Origin of the sequence: Streptomyces axinellae (assembly GCF_039532135.1) — a bacterium.
Taxonomy (GTDB): domain Bacteria; phylum Actinomycetota; class Actinomycetes; order Streptomycetales; family Streptomycetaceae; genus Streptomyces; species Streptomyces axinellae.
In genome coordinates, this window is record NZ_BAAARJ010000003.1 from 44833 (window position 1) to 67611 (window position 22779).

General features: G+C 71.6%; 23 protein-coding genes. 11 read left to right on the forward strand and 12 right to left on the reverse strand.

The window, feature by feature from the left end:
• Positions 1-97: 97 nt before the first annotated feature.
• From ABD339_RS04690 to ABD339_RS04700, 3 genes are all read left to right on the forward strand, one after another.
• The gene (locus tag ABD339_RS04690; protein ID WP_344562451.1) at positions 98-1738 is read left to right on the forward strand and encodes a multicopper oxidase family protein; all 1641 of its coding nucleotides are present in this window, start codon (positions 98-100) and stop codon (positions 1736-1738) included.
• Positions 1739-1832: 94 nt separating this feature from the next.
• On the forward strand, positions 1833-2534 hold the full coding sequence (locus tag ABD339_RS04695) for an SDR family NAD(P)-dependent oxidoreductase (protein ID WP_344562453.1): 702 nt from the start codon (positions 1833-1835) through the stop codon (positions 2532-2534).
• A gap of 151 nt (positions 2535-2685) precedes the next feature.
• The gene (locus ABD339_RS04700; protein WP_344562455.1) at positions 2686-3681 is read left to right on the forward strand and encodes a hypothetical protein; all 996 of its coding nucleotides are present in this window, start codon (positions 2686-2688) and stop codon (positions 3679-3681) included.
• Positions 3682-3714: 33 nt separating this feature from the next.
• On the opposite strand, the gene ABD339_RS04705 is transcribed toward ABD339_RS04700, so the two are convergent.
• From ABD339_RS04705 to ABD339_RS04715, 3 genes are read right to left on the reverse strand one after another with little or no spacing between them, the layout of a single operon-like run.
• Positions 3715-4413, reverse strand: a complete 699-nt coding sequence (locus ABD339_RS04705; protein ID WP_344562457.1) for a DAK2 domain-containing protein — start codon at positions 4411-4413, stop codon at positions 3715-3717.
• Entirely contained in the window at positions 4410-5435 is a 1026-nt protein-coding gene (locus ABD339_RS04710) for a dihydroxyacetone kinase subunit DhaK (protein WP_344562459.1), read from the reverse strand. The genes ABD339_RS04705 and ABD339_RS04710 overlap by 4 nt, the downstream gene beginning before the upstream one ends.
• Positions 5432-6832: an MFS transporter gene (locus ABD339_RS04715; RefSeq protein WP_344562461.1), complete on the reverse strand. Its 1401-nt coding sequence runs from the start codon at positions 6830-6832 to the stop codon at positions 5432-5434. The genes ABD339_RS04710 and ABD339_RS04715 overlap by 4 nt, the downstream gene beginning before the upstream one ends.
• Positions 6833-7048: 216 nt before the next feature.
• Here ABD339_RS04715 and ABD339_RS04720 point away from each other — a divergent pair, with 216 nt between their 5' ends.
• From ABD339_RS04720 to ABD339_RS04730, 3 genes are all read left to right on the forward strand, one after another.
• The gene (locus ABD339_RS04720; RefSeq protein ID WP_344562463.1) at positions 7049-7942 is read left to right on the forward strand and encodes a dihydrodipicolinate synthase family protein; all 894 of its coding nucleotides are present in this window, start codon (positions 7049-7051) and stop codon (positions 7940-7942) included.
• A gap of 154 nt (positions 7943-8096) precedes the next feature.
• Positions 8097-8795 carry a GntR family transcriptional regulator gene (locus tag ABD339_RS04725; protein ID WP_344562465.1) on the forward strand — a complete coding sequence of 233 codons (699 nt, stop codon included), beginning with the start codon at positions 8097-8099 and terminating at the stop codon, positions 8793-8795.
• 52 nt (positions 8796-8847) lie between these two features.
• Positions 8848-10287, forward strand: coding sequence for an aldehyde dehydrogenase (NADP(+)) (locus tag ABD339_RS04730; RefSeq protein ID WP_344562467.1), 1440 nt, complete (start codon positions 8848-8850; stop codon positions 10285-10287).
• A 104-nt stretch (positions 10288-10391) separates the two neighbouring features.
• Here the strand turns inward: ABD339_RS04730 and ABD339_RS04735 are convergent, their stop codons facing one another.
• Together ABD339_RS04735 and ABD339_RS04740 are read right to left on the reverse strand one after the other, a co-directional pair.
• Positions 10392-10580: a DUF397 domain-containing protein gene (locus ABD339_RS04735; protein ID WP_344562468.1), complete on the reverse strand. Its 189-nt coding sequence runs from the start codon at positions 10578-10580 to the stop codon at positions 10392-10394.
• The gene (locus ABD339_RS04740) at positions 10580-11410 is read right to left on the reverse strand and encodes a helix-turn-helix domain-containing protein (RefSeq protein WP_344562470.1); all 831 of its coding nucleotides are present in this window, start codon (positions 11408-11410) and stop codon (positions 10580-10582) included. Before ABD339_RS04740 ends, ABD339_RS04735 begins: the two co-directional genes overlap by 1 nt.
• Before the next feature lie 105 nt (positions 11411-11515).
• Here ABD339_RS04740 and ABD339_RS04745 point away from each other — a divergent pair, with 105 nt between their 5' ends.
• From ABD339_RS04745 to ABD339_RS04765, 5 genes are all read left to right on the forward strand, one after another.
• The gene (locus tag ABD339_RS04745) at positions 11516-11731 is read left to right on the forward strand and encodes a hypothetical protein (RefSeq protein WP_344562472.1); all 216 of its coding nucleotides are present in this window, start codon (positions 11516-11518) and stop codon (positions 11729-11731) included.
• Complete coding sequence (locus ABD339_RS04750) at positions 11728-12018, forward strand: hypothetical protein (RefSeq protein WP_344562474.1); 291 nt, start codon at positions 11728-11730, stop codon at positions 12016-12018. The genes ABD339_RS04745 and ABD339_RS04750 overlap by 4 nt, the downstream gene beginning before the upstream one ends.
• 517 nt (positions 12019-12535) lie before the next feature.
• Positions 12536-13390, forward strand: a complete 855-nt coding sequence (locus ABD339_RS04755; RefSeq protein WP_344562476.1) for a thiamine pyrophosphate-dependent dehydrogenase E1 component subunit alpha — start codon at positions 12536-12538, stop codon at positions 13388-13390.
• On the forward strand, positions 13387-14400 hold the full coding sequence (locus ABD339_RS04760) for an alpha-ketoacid dehydrogenase subunit beta (RefSeq protein ID WP_344562478.1): 1014 nt from the start codon (positions 13387-13389) through the stop codon (positions 14398-14400). Before ABD339_RS04755 ends, ABD339_RS04760 begins: the two co-directional genes overlap by 4 nt.
• Entirely contained in the window at positions 14397-15578 is a 1182-nt protein-coding gene (locus ABD339_RS04765; RefSeq protein WP_344562480.1) for a 2-oxo acid dehydrogenase subunit E2, read from the forward strand. The genes ABD339_RS04760 and ABD339_RS04765 overlap by 4 nt, the downstream gene beginning before the upstream one ends.
• A 395-nt stretch (positions 15579-15973) precedes the next feature.
• On the opposite strand, the gene ABD339_RS04770 is transcribed toward ABD339_RS04765, so the two are convergent.
• The 7 genes from ABD339_RS04770 to ABD339_RS04800 all read right to left on the reverse strand — a co-directional run bounded on the left by ABD339_RS04770 (position 15974) and on the right by ABD339_RS04800 (position 22774).
• Positions 15974-17062 (reverse strand): GRAS family protein, encoded by a 1089-nt coding sequence (locus ABD339_RS04770; protein WP_344562481.1) that lies wholly within the window; start codon positions 17060-17062, stop codon positions 15974-15976.
• A 248-nt stretch (positions 17063-17310) separates the two neighbouring features.
• Positions 17311-18651: an acetyl-CoA carboxylase biotin carboxylase subunit gene (locus tag ABD339_RS04775; RefSeq protein WP_344562483.1), complete on the reverse strand. Its 1341-nt coding sequence runs from the start codon at positions 18649-18651 to the stop codon at positions 17311-17313.
• A gap of 2 nt (positions 18652-18653) precedes the next feature.
• Positions 18654-19220, reverse strand: a complete 567-nt coding sequence (locus tag ABD339_RS04780) for an acetyl-CoA carboxylase biotin carboxyl carrier protein (RefSeq protein WP_344562485.1) — start codon at positions 19218-19220, stop codon at positions 18654-18656.
• Between the two features lie 252 nt (positions 19221-19472).
• Positions 19473-21146, reverse strand: a complete 1674-nt coding sequence (gene accD / locus ABD339_RS04785; RefSeq protein ID WP_344562487.1) for an acetyl-CoA carboxylase, carboxyltransferase subunit beta — start codon at positions 21144-21146, stop codon at positions 19473-19475.
• Positions 21147-21213: 67 nt separating this feature from the next.
• A complete protein-coding gene (locus ABD339_RS04790; protein WP_344562489.1) occupies positions 21214-21582 on the reverse strand; it encodes an antibiotic biosynthesis monooxygenase family protein in 369 nt (122 codons plus the stop codon).
• Positions 21579-22022: an antibiotic biosynthesis monooxygenase family protein gene (locus ABD339_RS04795; protein WP_344562491.1), complete on the reverse strand. Its 444-nt coding sequence runs from the start codon at positions 22020-22022 to the stop codon at positions 21579-21581. The genes ABD339_RS04790 and ABD339_RS04795 overlap by 4 nt, the downstream gene beginning before the upstream one ends.
• Positions 22022-22774 carry an SDR family NAD(P)-dependent oxidoreductase gene (locus tag ABD339_RS04800; RefSeq protein WP_344562493.1) on the reverse strand — a complete coding sequence of 251 codons (753 nt, stop codon included), beginning with the start codon at positions 22772-22774 and terminating at the stop codon, positions 22022-22024. Before ABD339_RS04800 ends, ABD339_RS04795 begins: the two co-directional genes overlap by 1 nt.
• Positions 22775-22779 lie beyond the last annotated feature (5 nt).

Below are 22779 nucleotides of genomic sequence, written 5' to 3' on the forward strand. Positions count from 1 at the left end.
AGCGTTCATGGTGGGCTCCAGTGGCGCTCCACCGTGGCTCAGGGGGCAGTCGAGCCGGCCGTCACACACTGGCGCCATGACCGGCCACCATGGTCCGATGACAAGCAGACCGGACAACGAACAAGTGCCGGGCGTGCCCCCGCACGGCACCGGCGAACCGACGGGCGGGCGCCCGTTACGTACCGGACGGTCCCGGACCAGACGGCGGGTACTGAAGACGGCCGGCGGGCTGCTCGGCGCCGGGGTGCTGGTGGGCGGCGCGTACGCCGTCAACTTCGCCGTGGTCTACAACGGGCGCAAGCAGAGCAACGTGGGCAAGCTGAAGTTCGCCAACGCGGTGCACATCCCGCGCCTGCTGGAGGGCAGGACGGACGGCGCCGGACGGCTCTTCGAGCTGAAGGCCCGCGCGGGCACCACCGAACTGCTGCCCGGCAAACAGACCCCCACCTGGGGCGTCAACGGCAGCTTCCTCGGGCCCACGCTGCGCGCCCGCCGGGGTGAGAAGGTGCGCATCGCCTACGACAACCGGCTGCCCGAGGCCACCACGCTGCACTGGCACGGCATGCACCTGCCCGCCACCATGGACGGCGGCCCGCACCAGATGGTGCAGCCGGGCGCGGTCTGGAAGCCGTACTGGACCATCGAACAGCCCGCCTCGACGCTCTGGTACCACCCGCACCCGCACGAGGAGACCGCCGATCACGTCACGCGCGGTATCGCGGGGATGTTCATCCTCGATGACGAGAAGGAGATCGAGGAGCGCACCGGGCTCCCCCGCGACTACGGCGTGGACGACATTCCGCTGATCGTCCAGGACCGCACGTTCAACGACGACGGCACCATGGAAATGCGCGGCGCCTCCACGCTGGAGAGCTTCGCCGGGGTCGGCGGGCTCGGGGTGCTGGGCGACACCATCTTGGTCAACGGCACCTACGACCCGCACCTGAAGGTCACCTCGACGCTGGTGCGGCTGCGGCTGATGAACGCCTCGAACGCCCGCGTCTACAACTTCGGCTTCACCGACGACCGCGAGTTCCACCTGGTCGCCCAGGAGAACGGGCTGCTGGAACGCCCCGTGCCGCTGCGCCGCCTCCAGTTGGCCGCCGCCGAGCGGGCCGAGATCGTGGTGCGCTTCGAGCCGGGCCACAAGACGGTGCTGCGCAGCTTCGAGCCGGACCTGGGCATCGGGTTCCCCACCGCGCGCATGGACGGCGGCCAGGACACCTTCGACATCATCGAACTGCGTGCCGCCCAGCGGCTGTCGAAGTCCGAGCCGCTGCCCGGCCGACTGCGCGACGCCCCGCCCGCGATCGAGGTGCCCGGCGACGCGAAGGTGCGCAAGTTCCGCATGAGCGGGACGCAGATCAACGGCAAGGACATGGAGATGACCCGGGTGGACGTGGTCGCCGCGGCCAGGGCCGTGGAGCTGTGGGACGTGACCGCCTCCGGCGACGGCATGCACACCCTGCACGTCCACGGGCTCGCCTTCAACGTCGTGCGGTACAAGGGCAAGCGCCCGCCCGCACACCTGCGCGGCGCCAAGGACACGGTGCACGTGCCGGCGGGCGAGACGGTGCGGCTGGCGGTGGCCATGCCCCGGTACGTCAACGCGGACTTCCCGTACATGTTCCACTGCCACGTCCTCAAGCACGAGGACAGGGGAATGATGGGCCAGTTCACGGTGGTCCGGCCGGGCACCGAGGCCGACGCCCCGCGCACGGTCTCCGCCCACCACTGAGCGCTCCGCGGGAAGAGCCGATCCACCCGGCACCCCGGCACCCCGGCACCCCGGCACCACCGATGGCACCCCGTCCCGCCGCCCGGAGGCACGTATGAGCAGCACCGTCCAGCCGCCCCGGCGGCGCACCGCGCTGGTGACCGGCGCCAACCGGGGCATCGGGCACGCGGTGACCGCCGCGCTGCACGCGGCGGGCCACCGGGTGGTGTGCGCGGCCCGCGACGAGGAGGCGGCGCGCAAGGCCGCCGCCGGGCTGGGCGAGGGGGCCGCGCATGCCGTGCTGGACGTCACCGACGCGGAGTCGGTGCGCCTGGCCGCCGAGCGGACCGGTCCCGTGGACATCCTCGTCAACAACGCGGGCGTCCAGCTCGACTGGGGCGAGCGGCCCTCCCGGGTGGATCTCGCCCTGGTGGAGCGCACGCTGGCGGTCAACCTGCTGGGCGCCTGGCGCGTCTCGCAGGCGTTCGTACCCGGCATGGTGGAGCGCGGCTGGGGCCGGGTGGTCAACCTCTCCAGCGGCACGGGCTCCTTCACCATCGGCATCGCCGACATGTGCCCCGCCTACTCGGTCTCCAAGTCGTCGCTGAACGCGCTGACGGTGATGCTCGCCAAGGAGACCGAGGGCACGGGGGTGCTGGTCAACGCGATCAATCCGGGCCTGGTGCGTACCCGGATGCGCCCGGCGGCCGAGCAGAGCCCGCAGGAGGCGGCCGAGGACATCGTGCGCGCCGCGACGCTGCCGGACGGCGGCCCGTCCGGGGTCTTCTTCCGGCGCGGAAGGGTCATCGGATGGTGAACGCCGCTGCGGCGCCGCGTACGTGGCGCGACGTGCCGACGGCGTGAGGTGGCGGGGCGCCGAGGCGGCTCGACGCGGCCTTGAGTGTGACACGGGTGACGGATGGTTCCCTGACGGCCCGAACGTCAACGCTCACTGGATGGTGTGACGTATGCAGAAGTGGAACAGGCGCCGGTTCCTCACAACCGGCGCCGCCACCGGCGCGGCCCTGCTGACCGGAGCGGCGGGCACCGCATCGGCCGCCACTCCCCCCACCGTACGGCCGGCCGGTGAGGGCGGGTCCCCCGAGGACGGGTCGTCGGAGGATGAACCCCTGGAGATCGTGACCGGCGAGGACGGCTTCACCCACCCGGCCGTCGCGCCCCCCGGGCCCGTCACCTTCGAGACCGTCTCGACCAGCATGACCACCGGTTTCGTCGGCCTGGCCCGGCTGCGCGACGGATACGACGAGGCCGCGTTCAAACAGCTGCTGCGTACGCTCTTCTCCTCGCAGGTCCCGGCCGAGACCATCGCCGCCACCCACGAACTGATGGCCGCCTCCCGGCTGTTCGGCGGCGCGGCCGTACACCCGGGCATCACCTCGCACTTCACCGCCGAGTTGGAGCCCGGCCGCTACCTGCTGCTGGAATACCGCGACTTCCAAAGCGACCTGGGCCGCAACCCGCCGCCCGGCCAGGAGTACGTCCGCACCCTGACCGTGCGGGAGGACGCGGCGCCGCTGGTCGCCACGGCGGACGCGGGCGCGGGTGCCGACGCGTCCGGCCGGCCGCACTGTACGGCGACGCTGCGGGCGCTGCACACCCGCCCCGGCCCGCGCTTCGTGCTGCGCGGCCGGGTACGCGCCGGGCGCCCGCTGCGGTACGTCAACTCCGTGCCGGACCAGCCGGACGAGGCCATCATCTACCGGGTGGCGGACGACGGGGTCACCCGCGAGGACATCCAGGCGTTCTTCGACGGCGCCACCCGCACCCCGCCCTTCGCCATCAAGGCCCCGCTGGGCACCCCGCCGCTCTCGCCCGGCGAGGGCGTCACCCTGACGATGCCGACCGAGCCGGGCCGCTATGTCGCCGTCTCCTGGGTGGGCAGCGTGGAGGACGCCAAACCCATGGCCCAGCACGGCCAGCACCTCTTGTTCCGGGTCCACTGACACCAGCCGGACAGGCGCGGGCCCCCGGGCCGGTCAGCCGGGGGCGGGCGGGTCCTGCGGGGGACGTGCGGCGGCCAGGTGGCCGGTCAGCTCGCCGGCGGGCAGGCCCGCCGCCTGCGCGCGGGACCAGAACAGCAGGGCGACGCCCAGGGCCCCCGGGTCGGGTGCGCCCACGGCGCGTTCTCCGACGTAGGAGGCGCGGCCCCGGCGGGCGCGCAACGCGGCGGTGGCCTGTGCGCCCGCCAGTGCGGCCAGGGCGACCTCCCGTGCGTCGGCGCCCGCCTCCAGTGCCTCCCGGGCCGGGGACAGAGCGTCCACCATGGTGCGGTCCCCGGGCTCCGCCTCGCCCACGCGCTGGATCGCGGCCAGGCCCTCGCGGATGCCGGACCGCCAGGCAGCGTCGTCGTCCGCGTCGCCGCCGCCTTCCGCCTCGCCGCCGCCTTCCGCGTGGTCGTCACCGTTCGCGAGGGCGCGGGCGAGTTCCTGGAACAGGAGTCCGAGGAGCGGGCCGCTGGTCCCGCCCACCTCGTCCAGGAAGACGCGCGCCGCGACTGCGAAGGGAGGCTCGCCGGGGCGCGCTTCCAGCTCCGCGACGACCCTGTCGAGTCCTTCGCACAGGTTGTCGCCGAAGTCGCCGTCCCCGGCGAGCTGGTCGAGGGTGGTGAGGGTGTCGTGGGCGGCGTGCGCCGTTCGCGCGTAGTCGATCAGGACGAGCCGCTGGTCGCTGGTCATCGGTCGGACTCCAGGAGGGGGAAGGCGGGCCGGGCGGGGAAGGCGGGGGTGCGGGAGGGTGCGTGCCAGTAGGGGGCCCACTCCTCGCGCAGCGCGGTGAGCGTGAGGGAGAAGCCGCTCATGTCCAGCGCCGGGACGAAGGTTCCGACGAGCCGGCCCGCCACCGCCACGCCGCGCTTGTCCAGCAGCTCCGATACGCGGGCGTGGATGGCGTGCAGCTCCAGCAGCGTGGTCGAGCCGAGCCCGCCGACCAGCAGGGCGACCTCGCGCGGCGTGGTGGTGAACGCGTCGAGCACCTGCTCGGCGAGCTGGTCGACGAGGGGTTCGAAGCCGGGGTGTTCCCGCGTCGCGGCGGCGCGCTCGCCGTGGATGCCGACGCCGTATTCGAGTCTCCCGTCCTGGAGTTCGAAGGCCGGGCCGCCCCGGGAGGGGGAGGTCTGGGCGCGCGCCGCGACCGCGATGCTGCGCGAGGAGTCCGCGAACTCGGCGCCGATATCGGCGAGTTGGTCGAGCCCGAGGCCGGTGTCGGCGGCCCCGCCGAGGAGTTTCTCCACGAGGACGGTGGCCCCGGTCCCGCGTCGTCCCGTGGCGGTCTCGGCGCTCTCGGTGGCGAGGTCGTCGTCGATCAGGACCCGGCGGACGGGGATGCCGTCGGCGCGCAGCCGCTCGGCCGCGATGCCGAAGTTGATGCGGTCGCCGGTGTAGTTCTTCACCACGTGCAGGACGCCCTCGGGCCCGGCGACGGCCCGCGACGCCTCGTGGATCTGCCGGTTGTGGGGGGAGGCGAAGACGCTGCCGGGGACGGCGGCGTCCAGCATTCCGGCGCCTACGAATCCGGTGTGCAGGGGCTCGTGGCCGGAGCCGCCGCCCGAGACGATGCCCACGCGCCGCCCGGGGTGCCGCTCCCGCGCGGTGACATACAGCGGGTCCTCGTGGAGCCGGAGCAGCTCGGGGTGGGCGAGGGCGAGGCCGCGCAGGGCCTGCCCCACGGGCTGGTGCTCGGGCAGGAACAGACGGTTCACGGGGTCTGGGTCCTTTCGGTCGCGGTCGCGGGCGTGGTCGCCGGCCTGGCCGCGGTCGCGTCGGGGGCCGTGGAGGTGGAGGGGGCCGTGGCGCCGGGGTGCGGGGCCGGGGCCTCGCCCGCGCGCAGCCGGGTGGTGGCCAGAGCGGAGAGGACGGCCACTCCGGCGCAGTAGACGACCAGCCAGGACCAGTGGCCTCCGCCCGCCGACAGCAGGGCCGTGCCGATCAGCGGAGAGAGGCCGCCGCCGAGCGTGGCGCCGATCTGCTGGGTGACGGACAGCCCGGTGTAGCGGACGTCCACGGGATAGAGGTTGGAGAACAGGGCGCCCTGCGCGCCGTACATGGCCGCGTGCCCGACGCCGAGCCCGAGGGTCATGCCCACCACGTAGGCCCAGAACTGCCCGGTCTGGAGCAGGAGGAAGAACGGGACGGCGAGCAGGAGCTGGAAGACGGCGCCGGCGATGTAGACCCGGCGCCGCCCGACGCGGTCGGACAGGGCGCCGAAGAGGGGGAGGGTGACGCATTCGACGGCGCAGGCGATGAGCACGGCGAGCAGCACCGGGCCCTTGGCCAGGTCGAGTTCGGTGGTCACGTAGGTGATGGCGACCACGTAGTAGATGTTGAACAGTCCGCTCTCGGCGACCTTGGCGAGGATGGAGGAGACGACCGTGCCGGGCTGCCGGGTGAGGACCTCCCGCACGGGCAGGCTCTGGACCTCGCGCTCCTCGCGCATCTTGACGAACTCGGGGCTCTCGGTGATGTTCAGCCGCATCCAGATGCCGACTCCGACCAGCAGGATGCTGGCCAGGAAGGGCAGCCGCCAGGCCCAGGAGTCGTAGGCGCCCGCGGGCAGGACCCCGTCCAGGGCGCTGACCAGGCCGACTGGTATCAGGACACCGGCGGGGGTGCCGATGTGCACCAGCGAGGTGAAGAAGCCCTGCCGGGAGGGCGGGCTGTATTCCAGGGCCATGAGCACCCCGCCGCCGTATTCGCCGCCCATGCCGATGCCCTGGACGAGGCGGATGAGGACGAGCAGGACGGGGGCGGCGATGCCGATGGTGTCGTAGGACGGCAGCAGGCCGATCGCGAAGGTGCCGAGCCCCATCATCAGCATCGTGATGACGAGGATGTTCTTGCGTCCGAGGCGGTCTCCGAAGTGCCCGAAGACGATGCCGCCCAGCGGCCGGGCCGCGTAGCCGACGAAGTAGGTGGCGAACGCGGCGAGGGTGCCGACCAGGGGTGAGGCGTCGGGGAAGAAGATCTTGTCGAAGACCAGCGCCGCGGTGGTCGCGTAGAGGGTGAAGTCGTAGTACTCGACGGTGGTGCCCAGGGCGCTGGCGGTGACGACCTTGCGCAGGGACGCCCGTGAGTCGGAAGGCGGGGCCGGTACGGACATGCTCGCTCCATTGCGATGGCGGCTCGGAAGGCGGTTGGGGACTGGCTGCGGTGCCGGGCCGCGGATGGCGGCCGGCACATCAGGGGCTGTCTGTTCTGCTGCCGCGCGGGGTCGAACCGTGTCCGGAAAGTGACGGTTCTCCTGGCGGGAACCCCGTGTTAGCATCTGATGCATCAGACATTACATCCGCACTGTGGTTGCGGCAATACCCGGGAGATGCGCGTGAAGGACATCCAGCTCGGCGGGATGATTTCCACCGTCGTCACGCCGTTCGACGCGAACGACGAGGTTGACCACGAGCTGCTGCGCGGCGAGGTCAAGTACCTTCTCGAACAGGGCGTGACGGCGATCTGCGCCTGCGGCAGCACCGGCGAGGGCCAGACCCTCTCCCTGGAGGAGAGCGCCGCGATCTGCGCGACCGTCGTCCAAGAGGTCGCCGGTCGCGTCCCGGTGATCGGGGGCGTCATCCAGAACTCCACGGCCCAGGCCAGGCGCTACTCGCTCGCGCTGAAGGACGCCGGAGTCGATGCCCTCCAAGTCACGCCCGTGCACTACGTCTTCGCGCCCTCGCCACAGGAGACCGTCGCGCACTACCGCGAGATAGGCGAGGCCACGGACCTGCCGATCGTGCTCTACAACGTGGTGCCGTGGGCGCTGGTCCCGGTGGAGACCATCGAGCTGCTGCGCGAGGTGCCGCAGGTCGTGGCCGTCAAGCAGTCCGGCGGCGACATCCACCTGCTCGCCGACCTGCTGCACCGCATGCGCGACCGGTTCACCATCCTCGCCGCCCTCGACGACCTGCACTACCCGGCGTTCGTCATGGGCGCCCACGGCGCGCTGGCCGCCATCCCGACCGTCACCCCGCGCCTCAGCGTCGAGCTGTGGGAGGCCGTCCAGGCCGGGGACCACGCCACCGCGCTCGCCCTGCACGAGCGGATCCTCACGGTCTGGCGCGCCATCGACGCACCCAACCTGCCCGCGACGCTGAAGGCCGCCCTCGAACTCCAGGGCCGCTCCCCCGGCCTGCCGCGCCGCCCCTTCCAACCCGCCGGGGAAGCGGAACGCACACGCATCAAGGCCGCCCTGCAGAAGGCCGGTCTGATCGATTAGACGCTCCGCTCCTCCCGGACGCGGCGCCGAACCCCGGCTCTGCCCGGCTCCGGCGCTGCTCCCCCGGCTGTCCCTCTCTGTCGCCGTCTGGCTACCGTGTCCGCCCGGGCGCCGACTCACGGCCCCTCAGCGACCGTTGGAGAATGAAGGTCTCATGGCCACCCCGCCCGCCCGCGGCCGTCGCGGCGCCACCACGCTGTCCGTCGAGCCCCTCTCCGAGCAGCTCTACGCGATCTTGTGCGAGCGGATCACCAGTGGTGACTACGCTCCCGGCTCCCGGCTCGACCCGCAGGCCATCGCCACGGAGTTCGGCGTCTCGCGCACCCCGGTGCGCGACACGCTGGTGCGCCTGGAACACGATCGGCTGGTGGAGACCCGCCCGCGCTCGGGCACGTTCGTCACCCGGCCCTCGCGTCAGGACGTCCACGAGGTGTGCCAGCTGCGCAAGGGTCTGGAGTGGCTGGCGACCGGGGTCGCGGCGGCGGAGATGCCCCTGGAGCAGATCGCCGACCTGCGCGAGGAGGCCGTCGCCGCGCTGCGCTCGGCCGAACAGGGCGACTACGAACCGTTCTTCGCGAGCGACACACGTATCCACAACGAGATCACCGCGAGCACCGGCAACAGCAGGCTGATCACCGCCCGCGAGTCGGTCGAGCCGTTCGTCTACTGGCTGCGCGTCCTGGGCGCCACCGGCCCGCACCGGCTCGCGGGATCCACCCAGCGGCACCTGGAGATCCTGGACGCCATGGCGGCCCGTGACACCGCCGCGGCCCAGGAGGCAGCCGCCGTCCACCTCGCCGAAGTCGAGGAGTGGACGCTGGCCGACATGGCCTCCCACGACATCGTGACCTGAGCGTTCCGCGTCACCGGTCCGTTCCGGGTCACCCGACCCTTCCGAGGTCCCCGTGAGCACCCCTTCCCCCCGCACCACCCCGGCCGAGCCCGGCACCGAACCCCTCGGCACCGAACCGCTCGACACCGTGCTGGCCAGGGCCACGACCGCCGCCGAGTCCGCCCGCCGGGCCCGGCCCGCCGACCGCGCCCGCTGGCTGGAGTCCGTGGCCGCCGCGCTCGACGCCGCCGCCGCGCGGCTGGTCCCCGTCGCCTGCCGCGAATCGCACCTGCCCGAGGGCCGGTTGTCCGGCGAGCTGGGCCGCACCACCTTCCAGGCACGGCTGTTCGCGGAACGGCTGGCCTCCGGCGCGCTGGACGACATACGCGTCGATCACGCCGACCCCCACTGGCCGATGGGCGCCCGCCCCGACATCCGCCGCACCACCGTCCCACTGGGGCCCGTGCTGGTCTTCGCCGCGAGCAACTTCCCCTTCGCCTTCAGCGTCATGGGCGGGGACACCGTCAGCGCGCTGGCCGCCGGCTGCCCCGTCGTCGTCAAGGCGCACCCCGGCCACCCCGAACTCTCCCGCCTCACCACGTCGATCGCCACCGAGGCACTCGCGGCGGCCGGCGCCCCGGCACACCTGCTGCAACTCATCGAGGGCGAGCGCACCGGCGCGGACGCCGTACAGGACCACCGCGTCAAGGCCGTCGGCTTCACCGGCTCCACACGCGGCGGCCGGTACCTCTTCGACCTGGCCGTGAGCCGCCCCGACCCCATCCCCTTCTACGGGGAGCTCGGCTCCACCAACCCCGTCGTGGTCACCCCCGCCGGGTGGGCCGAGCGCCCCGCGGACATCGCCGCCGGGTTCGCCGCGTCCTGCACCCTGGGCGCCGGCCAGTTCTGCACACAGCCGGGCGTGGTCTTCGTCCCCGACGCCGACGCCTTCTTCGGATCCCTGCCCCCGCTCACGGCCGGGCCGATGCTGGGCGAGCGCATCGCCGCCGGGTACGCCGCCGCGCTCGATGACCTCGCCGCCCGGGACAGGGTGTGTACGGCGCTGCGCAGTCCGGGCGAGGACGGGCACCCGGACATCGCCTTGCTGCGCACCACGACGGACGCCGTCCTCGCCGACCCCTCGCTCATCACCACAGAGGTCTTCGGCCCCGCCTCGCTCTTCGTCGAGTACGGAGACCTGTCCGAGGTCGAGGCGGTACTCGCCGGATTCGAGGGGGCGTTGACCGGCACCGTCCAGGGCGGGGACACTCCCGACGAGGACGGGCGGCGCCTGCTCGACCTGCTCGCCGGGCACGTCGGCCGCGTCATCTGGAACCAGTGGCCCACCGGGGTCACCGTCAGCGACGCCCAGCAGCACGGCGGCCCCTGGCCCTCCTCGACCGCCCCCCGCACCACCTCCGTGGGGACCGCGGCAATCGACCGGTGGCGGCGGCCGGTGGCCTACCAGAACGTCCCCGCGGACGCGCTGCCGCGCGAGTTGCGGGACCAGTAGCCCGCACGGCGGGCGCCCCCTCGGCAGTGGGCGGTCCCGGCGTGCGCACAGACCAAGGCCCCTGCACCGCGGGTATGCGGTACGCAGGGGCCGGAGGTTGCCGACTAGCGCTTCATACCGTCCACGAAGTTCGACCACGCAGCCGTTGAGAAGCGCAGCGCGGCGCGGCTGGTGTCCTTGCTGTCCCGGACGGGGACCTCCCCGCACGTGGGCGCGAGGTTGGCGGCAACCTCAACGCAGTTGCCGCCGTTGTTGCTGTAGGAGGACTTGGACCAGCGCGGGGATTCGGTCATCACAGGGTGCCCTTTCGTACTTCTTGGATCATGGCCACGGACTCGGCTTGGCAGAGCGCTTCGGCCTGTAGCTGATGGTAGGCCGTCAGCATCGGGAGTACCGACGTGGTGTCACGGTCCAGATGTCCCTGGGCTTGAGACTCGGCGTACGAGACGACTGAGCGGTCGGGCATCGTCAGTACGTTCACTGGCAGGTCGAACGTACGACGCTCCCCTATGGCGTACGGCGCCACTTGTAGAACCGTCCGGGGGTCACCGGCGCACTCCACCAACCGGTCAAGCTGCCTGCCCATGACCTTCGGCCCTCCGACTGGACGCCGGATGCAGCTCTCGTCCATGACCACGAACATCATGGGCCGACCTAAAATCGCTTGCCGCTCAGCCAGGAACGCGACTCTTTCAGATGCCTGTTCTGGTGTGATAGCCCCTCGGGTTACCGCACTCTCCGCCAAAACCTGCGCGTACTCCGGGGTCTGCAACAGGCCCGGGATGATGCCGATTTCATACAGCCTGACTTCGGCTGCACGACCCTCATGTGCGACGTACTCCGCGAACCCCTCCAGCAAAGACCCATGTCGGATCTCGCGCCATTCACGCTCGAACGAATCCGTGGTTCCGGCCAGCCCCAGAGCGGCGTCAACCCTGCGTGAAAACGGGAGCGTTGGCGATTTGCGAGCAGTTTCTACGGCCGAAACATGCTGACTGGAGCATTCCAGTGCGGTAGCTAGGTCACTCTGAGTCCACCCCCTACGTTCTCGCATCTCGCGCAGACGTGCCCCGTACGCCGCTTGCGGTGAGCTGTCCGGTTTCAGTTCCTTGCGGTTGACCATGTAAGAGCCCAACCCTTCCTTCGCTCCTGCTGAGTTGAAGGGTCTCCGACTCTAGGCCACTCTGAGCTCCCTTGGTAGTGGAACCACTACGGAGAGGAGCGGGCGATGGACCACACCGACCCGGACACAGAGCTGAGGCAGCGCATGCTGGAGCACTGCTCGACGTGCCGACAAGCACCGGGCGCGATCCGCGCCACACGGTGTGACGCACTGGCAGTAGGTCTCCGGGACACCTGGCGGGAGCACCTGCACAGCTCGCACGACTTCAGCAACATCGAGGCCATGGCCATCGTGCGCGGGCGCTGCCAGGTGGTGGAGTGACCGTGATCGAGATCGAGATCGGTACCACGGTCCGGGTACGCGGATCGGACCGGCTCATGCGACTCATGGCGGTAGAGCGGGTGTATGACTCCTCCCGCCGGCCGGGGCGTCTCGGGGGCCTGACGGAAACCGCGTTCACCCGGCCCTTGGAAGGGGGCCGGGAGCAGGGCTTCCCGATGGACGAGGTGGAGCCCGTGTGCGACCACCAGGGCCCGCTGGACGTCCGCAGCGACGGCAAGCACTGCTCGCACTGCGGCGCCTTGCTCTACGGGCGGGGGCCCGCATGACGGGCTCCGTGCCTCCGATACTCACGACGATCCAGCACTGCGGGGACTGCGCGCGATACCCGTCCGTGATCGTGCGCACCCCGGCCTGAAGGCCGGCCAGCTTCCGGAAGGCGGATCCCGTTGAGGCGGCGCGATCTTGAGAGGGCAAGCCGGCACAGTCACTCGCGCGTCGCACGGCAGCTTCGTGGACGAGGGCGAGCCTGACGCCCTCGCGTACGGGCTCGTTGGGCCACACCCGCAAGCCAAGTCACTTCTGTTCACTCAAGTCTCACTATTGACCTCTTACATCGCGGTGTGCCAATCTGCGTGATCATTCCGATCGGGAGTGTCTCTTCCGGCAGTCGGTCAGATACGAGTAGATATCTGGTGACGCATGGTGCAGCGCTCAGTTCCGCATCCCTCCCTCCCCCCTCTCATCGGCGACAGCACCCCTGCGACGGGGACCCTCGCACCTCCGTCCGGGACAGGCGTTGAGCCCCTGTCGCGGCTACCGGACGAGGACCTCGACACCCTGCTGATGATCCGACACTTCGAACTGGCCGTGCTGGAACTGTTCTCGCAGGGTCTGCTGCACGGCACCACACACACCTGCCTCGGGCAGGAGTACATTCCCGTCGCGCTCTACGCACTGCTGGACGAGGACGACTTCGTCTTCAGCAACCACCGCGGGCACGGCCACTACCTGGCCCGCTTCCGGGACCCGCACGGCCTGCTGGCGGAGATCATGGGGCGCGAGGGTGCCGTGTGCCACGGGGTGGGCGGCAGCCAGCACATCTACCGCGACCGCTACCTGTCCACCGGCGTACAGGGCGAGAGCCTGCCGGTGGCCGCGGGTGTCGCCCTGCACCTGCGACGGGCCGAGCCCGGACGGATCGCGGTGGTGCACACCGGCGACGGCACGTGGGGCGAAGGCGCCGTGTACGAGGCGCTCAACATGGCCCAGTTGTGGCAACTGCCCCTGCTGGTCGTGGTCGAGAACAACAAGATCGCCCAGTCCACCCCGACCGAGCGGCAGATGGCCGGCACCGTCCAGGCGCGCGCGGCGGCCTTCGGTATCCGGCACCACCACGTCACCTCTCATGATGTCACCCGGGTGCGCCGGGAGTTGTCCGGCCTGATCGACGACATCCGCACCCGACACCAGCCCCTGGTGGTGGAGTTCGCCACGAACCGCGTGGGCCCGCACAGCAAGGGAGACGACTCCCGCCCCGCCGAGGTGATACGGCACGCGGCCACGCACGACTGGTACCACCGGTACGAGGAGCATCACCCGGAGCATTTCGCCGCGGCGGACCGGACCCAGCGTCAGGCGATCGCCGAGGCCGTGCGCGAGGTCCAGGCCCGCCCCGCGTCCCGCTGGGAGCACGCATGACCAGGCCGGAGCGGGTGATCGGCAACCTCAACCGGGCCCTGCACACCCTCCTCGACAACGATCCCCGCGCCTACGTCATCGGCGAGGACATCGCCGACCCGTACGGCGGCGCCTTCAAGGCCACCCGGGGCCTGTCGGACCGCCACCCGGAACGGGTGATCTCCACGCCGATCAGCGAGGGCGGCCTCGTGGGCGTCGCCGCCGGGCTCGCCCTGACCGGCAACCGCCCGGTCGCGGAAATGATGTTCTCCGACTTCGCCGCCCTGGCCTTCGACCAACTCCTGAACTTCGCCAGCAAGTCCGTGTCGATGTACGGCCGCACCGTTCCGATGAGCATGGTGGTCCGCTGCCCCACCGGCGGCAACCGGGGCTACGGGCCGACCCACAGCCAGAGCCTGCAGAAGCACTTCATCGGCATCCCCGCGCTCAGCCTGCACGAGATGTCGCCGTTCCACGACAACGCGGACGTCCTCACCGCCATGCTCTCCTGCGAGCAGCCGTGCGTGCTGTTCGAGGACAAGACGCTCTACACCCGCACGATGCACCAGGGCGGGGTCGTGGACGACCTCTTCCGGTACGAGCTGCTCGACGACCCGAGCCGGACCGCGCGCGTGTTCCCCGTGGACTGCGCTGACCCGGACTGGACCATCCTGGCCCCCGGGGGCCTGACCGAGCGGGCCGTCGCCGCCATGCGCACCCTGCTGCTGGAGGAGGAAGTCACCTGCGAACTCCTGGTGCCCTCCCGGCTCTACCCGTTCACCGTCGAACCGCTGCTCGATACGCTGTCCCGCGCCCGCCGCATCTGTGTCGCGGAGGACAGCACGGCAGACGGCACCTGGGGCGAAATGCTCGCCCAGCAGCTGCATGAGCACCTGTGGCGACGGCTGGCCCGCCCCGTCCTGCTGCTCAGTGCCCAACCGAGCGTCATCCCCACCGCCGCCCACCTGGAGAGCACCGTCCTGCTCCAGGCGACCGCACTCCACCGTGCCCTCACGGAGGCTTCCCAGTGATCAGCGTCAAGCTGCCCACCCTCAACACCAACGACGCCGGCTACGTCTTGACCGAATGGCTCGCCGAGGACGGCGCACGCGTCGAGAAAGGGCAGCCGCTGGTGGTGATCGAGACCTCCAAGGCCCAGGAAGAGATCGAGAGCACCGCCGACGGCGTCCTGCACACCCTCGTCGCAGGCGGCGCCGACTGCCGCCCCGGTCAGACCGTCGCCCACCTCTTCGCCTCGGCGGACGAACGCCACGCCTATCTCTCCGCACCGGCCGTCGCCCCCACCGCACGGCCGGAGCCGGCAACCGATGCCGGCCTGACGCTCACCAAAGCGGCGCGCGCCCTCGCGGACCAGCACGGCCTGAGCGACGACGAACTGCGCGGACTGGGCCGCACCGTGATCCGCGCAGCCGATGTCGAAGCGCTGCTGCCACACCCCGCGCAAGCCGGTGCCCCCACCGACGACCGGCGACTGTCGGCGCAGCAGCGGGCGGTGGGCGCCGTGGTCACCGAGTCGATGCGCACCATCCCGGCCGCCGCCGCCTACGCCAAGGTCGATGTCGGCCAGGCCCAGGACCTCGCCCGGCAACTGCGCACGCGCACCGGCAGCGTCGTCTCCCTGCTCGGCCTCCTCATCAAGTCGGTGGCGGACCAACACCCGGCACACCCGAGCCTGTTCACCCGGCTCCTCGACGACGGCACCGTCCAGCCCGCCCCCTGCCCACACGTCGCGGTGGCCGTGGACGCCGGAAAGGGCCTGTACACCCCGGTCGTACACAACACCGCCGCGCTGAACGTCGCCCAGATCGCCGACGCGATATCAGGATTTCGCGCCAAAGCCGAGCGCGGCACTTTCCGGGCCGGCGAGCTCACCGGCGCCAACATCATGATCGCTCCGCACACCACCGACGGTGTGGTCTTCGCCACCCCCATCGTCTTCCCCGGCCAGACCTGCGCGCTCTCCCTGGGCGGCATCGACGAACAGCTCGTCCTGGGCCAGGGGGGCAGGCCGGAAGCCCGCCGGTTCGCATACCTCGGTCTGGTCTACGACCATCGCGTGGTCAACGGCCGCGACGCGATGGCCTTCCTTGGCGACCTCAAACAAGCACTGGAGTCTCCAGCCGCCCTCGCGGCCGGTGCCGAAGGCGACGAGGACGCGCCAGAGAAGGCGTGCGAGCCCCCGGCCTGACAAGGGGCCTCCACGCGCGCGGCGCGCCGGCCGGAGCACGGCGTCCGCGGCCCACTTCCCCGGCATCCGACTGCGGGTGCCGGGGAAGTGGCCGCTGCCCGACCGGTCTCCGTCAGGACCGGACGGCGTCCCTCCTGAACGACGGCCCGGCTGTCGGGCGGCCCGGGAACCTCCGGCGCCCTGGGGATCTCGACGCACGGTCATCGTCCCCAGGGGTCCTCCGCCCGTCCGAAGACCGCGAGCGCCACTTCACGTAGGCATGAGCGACCGCGGAGAGCACAGCCAGGCGTGTGCTTGGACAGACAGGTGGTGCCCGGCAGGTGTGGTCAACCGCGCGGGCGAGCACAGACAGGGGCCCGGCAGGTGCGGTCAGCCGCGCGGGCCCCCGGGATGCCTCATCCGGCGGGACGCGCGCCGATGACTGAGCAGACCGTGGCGTTGCGGTATCCGAGCCGGACCTGTTCGGGCAGGACGCGAACCGTGAAGTCCGCGGGGAGCGAGGCTACCTGAAGCCCCGGGGCGTCACCGTAGGGCTCGAAGCCGCAGCGGCGCAGCCGGTTGATCCAGGTAGTGGCCGCCTCGTGCCGCTCGAAACGCTGGGCGTCGGTGCGCGAGCCGACGATGTTCATGACCTCGCGGGCGAAGAACGTCTTCATGTGGTCCTTCTCCTGCCGGGTGGCAGACGCGGCCTCGATGGCGCGAAGGATGGTGCCGAAGAACCGCCATGAGTTGAAGAACCGCTGCGGGAAGGACACCTCATGGTGGTCGGTGTCGAACTCGTTCAGCACCACCCCGCACGGGTCCAGCATGCGCAACCGCTGGAAGAACTCGTCCCGGGCGTCGTGACCGGGACTCGGATCCTTCATGTGGTGGAGCGACAAAGAGGCGTTGACCACCAAGGGGACGTCAATACGGGACAGGCTCATCCAGTCGTCATCGTCGAGTTCCTCAGCCACCTTCGCCAGGGGGAGGAAGTCCAGTTCGACACCGTGCTCGGCCGTGGCCTTCCGCAAAGTGCGCTCGGCCGTGGCCAGGCTTTCCCGGTCGGGGTCCACACCGATGACCGTGCAGTGACGCAATCCCGGGCGTCCGGCCGCGAGATCGTGCAGCAGCGCGCTCTCCTGGCGGCCGTGCCCGATGCCGACCGACAGCAGGGCGAAGTCGTCCGCGGCGCCCACCTGTTCGGCGAGCAGCTCGTTGACGACCCGGCTCGTGTCCATGAACGGCAGGTGGGTGGTGAGCAGGTAGTACAGATCGATCTGCGGCTGGTCGTAGTCCTGTGTGTACAGGTTGGTCTCCGAGGGGCTGCCGTGCTCCTCGACGCGGTTGACCAGTGCGGCACGGTAGAGCTCGTACGCCGCGTCCTGCGGTCGTACTTCGGGCCCGATCAGCTTCTCCAAGGTCTCCAGCGCGGGACGGGCCTGGGCGGGGCGACCGGCGTGGATGTGGGCGACGGCGTCGCACAGCAGGGCGAACTTCTCCATGGGGCAGCTGCCTCCAAAGTGCGGGACGACCAGAACCGAACCGAGGCAACATTAGCAGTGTGATCATATGCCATGTCCATGGCTGCGCACGGCGCGAACGGCCTGGTTCCGCGCCCGGTTCGGCTGTCCTGCGCGGCGCATCCGAGGCGCGCCCGCCAAGTGCGGTAAGGGATCCGGAAGTTCATGCGTGGCAGGGGCATGGGCGCGGGGGCTGGGCGGGACGCGGCAGGGGCGGCCCGCCCCACCGCCTACCGTTCGTCCAGGAACGACGTGATGTGCCTGCCCTCCCGGAAGACCGGGTCGGCGAGGATGTCGCGCAGCAGGGGCACGGTGGTGTGCACCCCGGGGCCGGTGATGCGGAACTCGCCCAGGGCCCGGTCCATGCGGTCGAGCGCCCCGTCGCGTTCCGGGGCCCAGCAGATGACCTTGGCGAGCAGCGAGTCGTACTGCGGGGGCACCTTCCATCCGGCCCGCCCGTGGGTGTCCACCCGTACGAAGGGGCCGCCCGGGGGGACGAACTCCTCCAGGGTCCCGGGGGCCGGCGCGAAGTCGCGGGCGGGGTCCTCGGCATTGACCCGGCACTCGACGGCGACGCCGCGCGGGACCAGGTCCTCCTGGCCCATGCGCAGCGGCTCCCCCGAGGCCACCCGGATCTGTTCGCGTACCAGATCCACGCCGTAGACCGCTTCGGTGACCGGGTGTTCGACCTGGATGCGGCAGTTCATCTCCATGAAGGAGAAGCCCTCGTCGTGCACCAGGAACTCGAAGGTGCCGACCCCGGTGTAGCCGATGGCGCGGGCGCCGCGTACGGCCGCGCGGGCCATGGCCGACCTCAGCTGCGGGTGCAGCCCGGGGCCGGGGCTCTCCTCGATGAGTTTCTGGTGCCTGCGCTGGACAGAGCAGTCCCGCTCGCCCAGGTGCAGCACGGTGCCGTGGCCGTCGGCGAGGACCTGCACCTCGATGTGGCGGGCGCTGTCGCAATACCGCTCCAGGTAGACGCGGTTGTCGCCGAAGACGGCCTGCGCGGTGGCGCGGGTCTGCCGATAGGCGGGCAGCAGGTCGGTGGCGTGCCGTACGACGGTCATGCCGCGTCCGCCGCCGCCCGCCGCCGCCTTGATGATCAGCGGGTAGCCGATGCGGGCCGCCAGGTCGCCGGCCTCCGCGGCGCTGTCCACGGTGCCGGGGCTGCCAGGGAGCACGGGCAGTCCCGCGTCGGTCATCAGCGCCCTGGCCACGGCCTTGTCGCCGAGCCTGGCCAGTACCTCGGGGCGCGGCCCGATGAAGGCGAGGCCGTTCTCGGCGCAGATCTCGGCGAAGTCCGGGTCCTCGGAGAGGAATCCGTAGCCGGGGTGCACCGCGTCGGCGCCGGTGCGCAGCGCCGCCTCGATGACGGCCGGAGCCGAGAGGTAGGACTTGCGGGGCGCGCCGGGCCCGATCTGCACGGCGGCGTCGGCGGCCCGTACGTGGCCGCTGTCGCGGTCGGCGGTGGAGTGGACGGCGACGGTGCGGATGCCCATCTCGCGGCAGGTGCGCATGACGCGGATCGCTATCTCGCCCCGGTTGGCGACCAGGACGGTGCCGAATCCCATGGTCAGGCCCCCTCGGCCGGGTCGGCGGAGCCGGGCTCGGGGTCGGGGTCGATGAGCACCAGCGGTTCGCCGTACTCGACCGGCTCCCCGTCCCCGACCAGCACCTCGACGACGCGTCCGGCGCGGGTGGCGGCCAGCGGGTTCATCAGCTTCATCGCCTCGATGATGCCGAGCTGCGCTCCCGCCTCCACCCGGTCGCCGGGCTGGACGAACGGCGGGGCGCCGGGCGCCGGGGCGGCGTAGAAGGTGCCCACCAGCGGGGCGCACTCGCGGTGGCCCTCGAAAGCGGGTCCGCCCCCGGCCCCGGCGCCCCCCGCGGCGTCGGCGCCGGCGAGGTGCCCTCCGGCGGGGGCCGGGGCGCCGGGGGCCTGGTGCCCGTCCCACTCGACCTCGACGCTGGCGGCGCCCAGTGCGATGCGCACCCGGCGCGGCCGGTCGGGGCCCACGCGGACGACTTCGGCGATGCTCCGGCAGATGTCGGTGAGGGCGAGGCCGCTGTTGTCGTAGTCCAGCCCGGCGAACGCGTCGTCCCGCTGCGCCCGCGGACTCTCCTGGGTCAGCTCACTCATGTGTGCCTCTCGATCGGTACGGGGTTTGTGTTGCGGTCTCGCGCACGGAGCGGACGGGTCAGGGGCGCCCCCGAAGGGGCGCGGGGAACTGCGCTCCCCCAGCCTCCGGCCGGGAGGTACCCCCAGAGCCACACCCCACCCAAGGCCCGCATACATCGCACAGGGCACCCCCTTCCCGGAACGGCCGGCAGACCGGCAGACCGGCAGACCGGCAGACCGGCAGACCAGGACAACCGGAACGGCCGGCACGACCTAGCCGCCCTCAAGGCCGAAGGCCCGAAAGCGCCGCCTCCGTGCGCTCACCAGGCTCGCCTCCGAGCCCTCCGCGGAGCGCAGCCCCCGGAGGGCGACGACGACCGCGCGCCGCACGGCGTCGCTCATCGTCGTCGTGTCGGTGTGTCCGCCGCCCTCGGGCTCGGGGATCACCCCGTCCACGACGCCGAGGCGCAGCAGCGAGGCGGCGTCCAGGGCGAGTTCGTCGGCGGCGACGGCGGCCTCCGTCGCGTTCTTCCACAAGATCGCGGCGCAGCCCTCCGGGCTGATCACCGAGTAGGTCGCGTTCGCGCAGATCAGCACCTGGTCGGCGACGCCCAGTGCCAGCGCTCCGCCACTGCCGCCCTCGCCCGTGACGACGGTGACGACCGGTACCGGCAGCGAGCCCATCAGCCGCAGGTTCTCCGAGATCGCTCCGGCTTGCCCGGTCTCCTCGGCGGTGAGGCCGGGGTAGGCGCCGGGGGTGTCGATGAGGGTGACGACGGGGAGCCGCAGCTTGGCCGCCAGCCGCATCAGCCGGGCGGCCTTGCGGTATCCGGCGGGCGAGGGCATGCCGAAGTTGCGGTGGACGAGTTCGGCGGTGGTGTGGCCCTTCTGGTGCCCGATGACCATCACCGGCAGGTCGTCCAGCCGTCCGATGCCGCCGACGATGGCCGCGCACTCCTCGCCGGCGCGGTCCCCGTGCAGTTCCACGAAGCCGTCCAGCCAGGAGCCGATGTGCTCCAGCGCGGTGGGCCGCTGGGCCTCGCGGGCGAGCTGGACGCAGTCCCAGGCGGGGAGTTGGTCCAGGAGTTGGCTGTCCCGTACCACCGGGTCACTCTCGCCCGCGCCCCAGTCGGGGCCCGGCGTATCGGCGACGGCCAGCAACCTGGCCAGTTTGGGCCGCAGTTCGCCGCGCTCCCACACTCCGTCCACCAGGCCGTGGTCGCGCAGGAATTCGGCGGTCTGGAAGCCGTCGGGCAGCTTCTGGCGGATGGTCTGCTCGATGACGCGCGGCCCGGCGAAGCCCATCCGGGCACCCGGTTCGGCGACCACCACGTCGGAGAGGGTGGCGAAGGAGGCCGCGACTCCGCCGTAGGTGGGGTCGGTGACCAGCGTGACGGTCAGCAGCCCGGCCTCGTCCAGCTCGGCCAGCGCGTTGCTGGTCTTGGCCATCTGCATCAGCGACAGCGCGCCCTCCTGCATGCGGGCTCCGCCGGAGGCGGTGACGAGGAGCAGGGGGGTGCGATCGCGCAGCGCGGTCTCGGCCGCCGTGGTGACGGCTTCGCCCGCCGCGACGCCCAGGCTGCCGCCGAAGAAGCGGAAGTCCATGACGGCCGCTGTGACCGGGCGGTTCTCGATGCGGCCCCGGACTGCCAGTACGGCGTCCCGCTGGCCCGTCCGGTGCCGGGCCTGCGTCAGGCGCTCCGCGTAGGGGCGCTGGTCCACGAAGTCGAGGGGGTTGTGGGCGGTCGCCCCTACCGGCAGCTCTTCGACGCTCCCCTCGTCGAAGAGCTGGGCGATGCGGGCGGGCGCGTCCAATCTGGCGTGGGCCCCGCATTCGGGGCACACGTTCAGCAGCCGCTTGTACCGCCTGCCGTACACGAGTGAACGGCAGCTGACGCAGGAGACCCATGAGGGCTGTTCCGTCGGCAGTGCTGTGGAGGTTGTCATTGGTGTCCCCTGTCCCCGGGTTCGCCGAGTCCGGCACCGCCGGTCGGGTTCGTTCGTCGCTGGCCGCTCACCGCCGCGGTGAGGAGGGATCCCCCTGCGGCAGGGAAGGGTCTCCCCGCGGCGCGGGGTATTCGGCATCCACCTCGTAGATGCCGAACGGCACCTTCAGGCGGGTGTCGCGGTAGGGGCGCAGCGGGGCCGTGTCGTCCTTGTGGGCCGCGCCCTCTTCCCACGCGCGGAAGGCCGCCATGCCGGACCAGCGGCTCACGACGACGAGCGCGGTCGGGTCGGCCGGGGAGCGCAGCAGCTCGTTGCCGAGCAGGCCGGGCACCTCGGCCATCCGCTCGCTGACCAGGTGGTACGCCGCGCGCACGGCGGCCAGTTGCGCCTCGTCGTAGGCCGCCTGGTGGACGAGCACCCGGACTTCACCGCTCATGCGCCCTGCCCGCGAGGTGCCTCGCCGCCCGGATGGGACTCGCCGCCGAGATGGGCCTCGCCGCCCGGATGTGCCTTGCCGCCCGGATGTGCCTTGCCGCCGATGTGGGCGACCACGTGCATGGTGTGGAAGGAGCCCTGCGAGCGGTAGGGGTGCAGGCGCTCGCGGTGGGCCAGGTGGGCGTCGCTCGATTCGAAGGCGCGGAAGCCGGGCTCGTCCGTCCAGTCGCTGACGATGTAGTAGACGGCCTCCTCGTCGGTGGACTTGGACAGCCACTGGCCCAGGCAGGCGGGGTGGCCCGTGACGGCCTCGGTGCTGCCCCGCCAGACCTTCTCGAAGTCGGCCTCCATACCGGGGTTGACCTGCATGCGCAGCAACACCCGGTAGGCGCCCCCGGTGCCGGTGCCGGTGTCGGTGCCGGTGCCGGTGCCGGTGCTCATCAGGAGATCCCTCCGTCCACGCCGATGGTGGCGCCGGTGACATAGCGGGAGAGGTCGCTGGCCAGCCACAGGATGGCGCCGGCCACCTCGTCGGGGGTGCCGAGCCGGCCGAGCGCGGTCTTGGCGCTGTACCGCTCGATCATGAGTTTCTGCTGGTCCTCGGGCATCTTGTGCAGGTTCTCCGTCTCGACGACGCCGAGCGCGACGACGTTGAACCGGATGCCCTTGCTCCCGAACTCCTTGGCCAGGGAGCGGTTCAGGCCGACGAGCGCGGCCTTGGTTGCGGTGTAGTGGGAGCGCAGCGGGATACCCGCCTCGACGGCCTTGGAGCCGATGCTGATGACCGAGGAGCCCTCGCGCAGCAGCGGCAGCGCGCCCTGGGTGATCAGGTGGACGCCGGTCAGGTTGGTGTCCAGGATGCGCCGCCACTCGGCCAGCGGGAGTTCGGCGTACGGGATGTGGCTGATGGCTCCGGCGTTGTTGACGACGACATCGAGGCGGCCCCAGCGGGTGCGGGCCTCGGCGAGGAGCACGTCCACGCTGTCGGGGTCGGAGACGTCGGCGCACACCACGTGGTGGTCGCCGCCGGTCTCCTTGAGCGCGGCCTCCAGGGAGGGCACGGCTTCGCTGTCGTTCCGGTAGCAGGTGAGCACGTCGGCGCCGGCCGCTGCCAGGGCGAGCGCGATGCCCCGGCCGACGCCCCTGGTTCCGCCGGTGACCAGGGCTTTCCTGCCCTTGAGGCCGAGATCCATGAGAT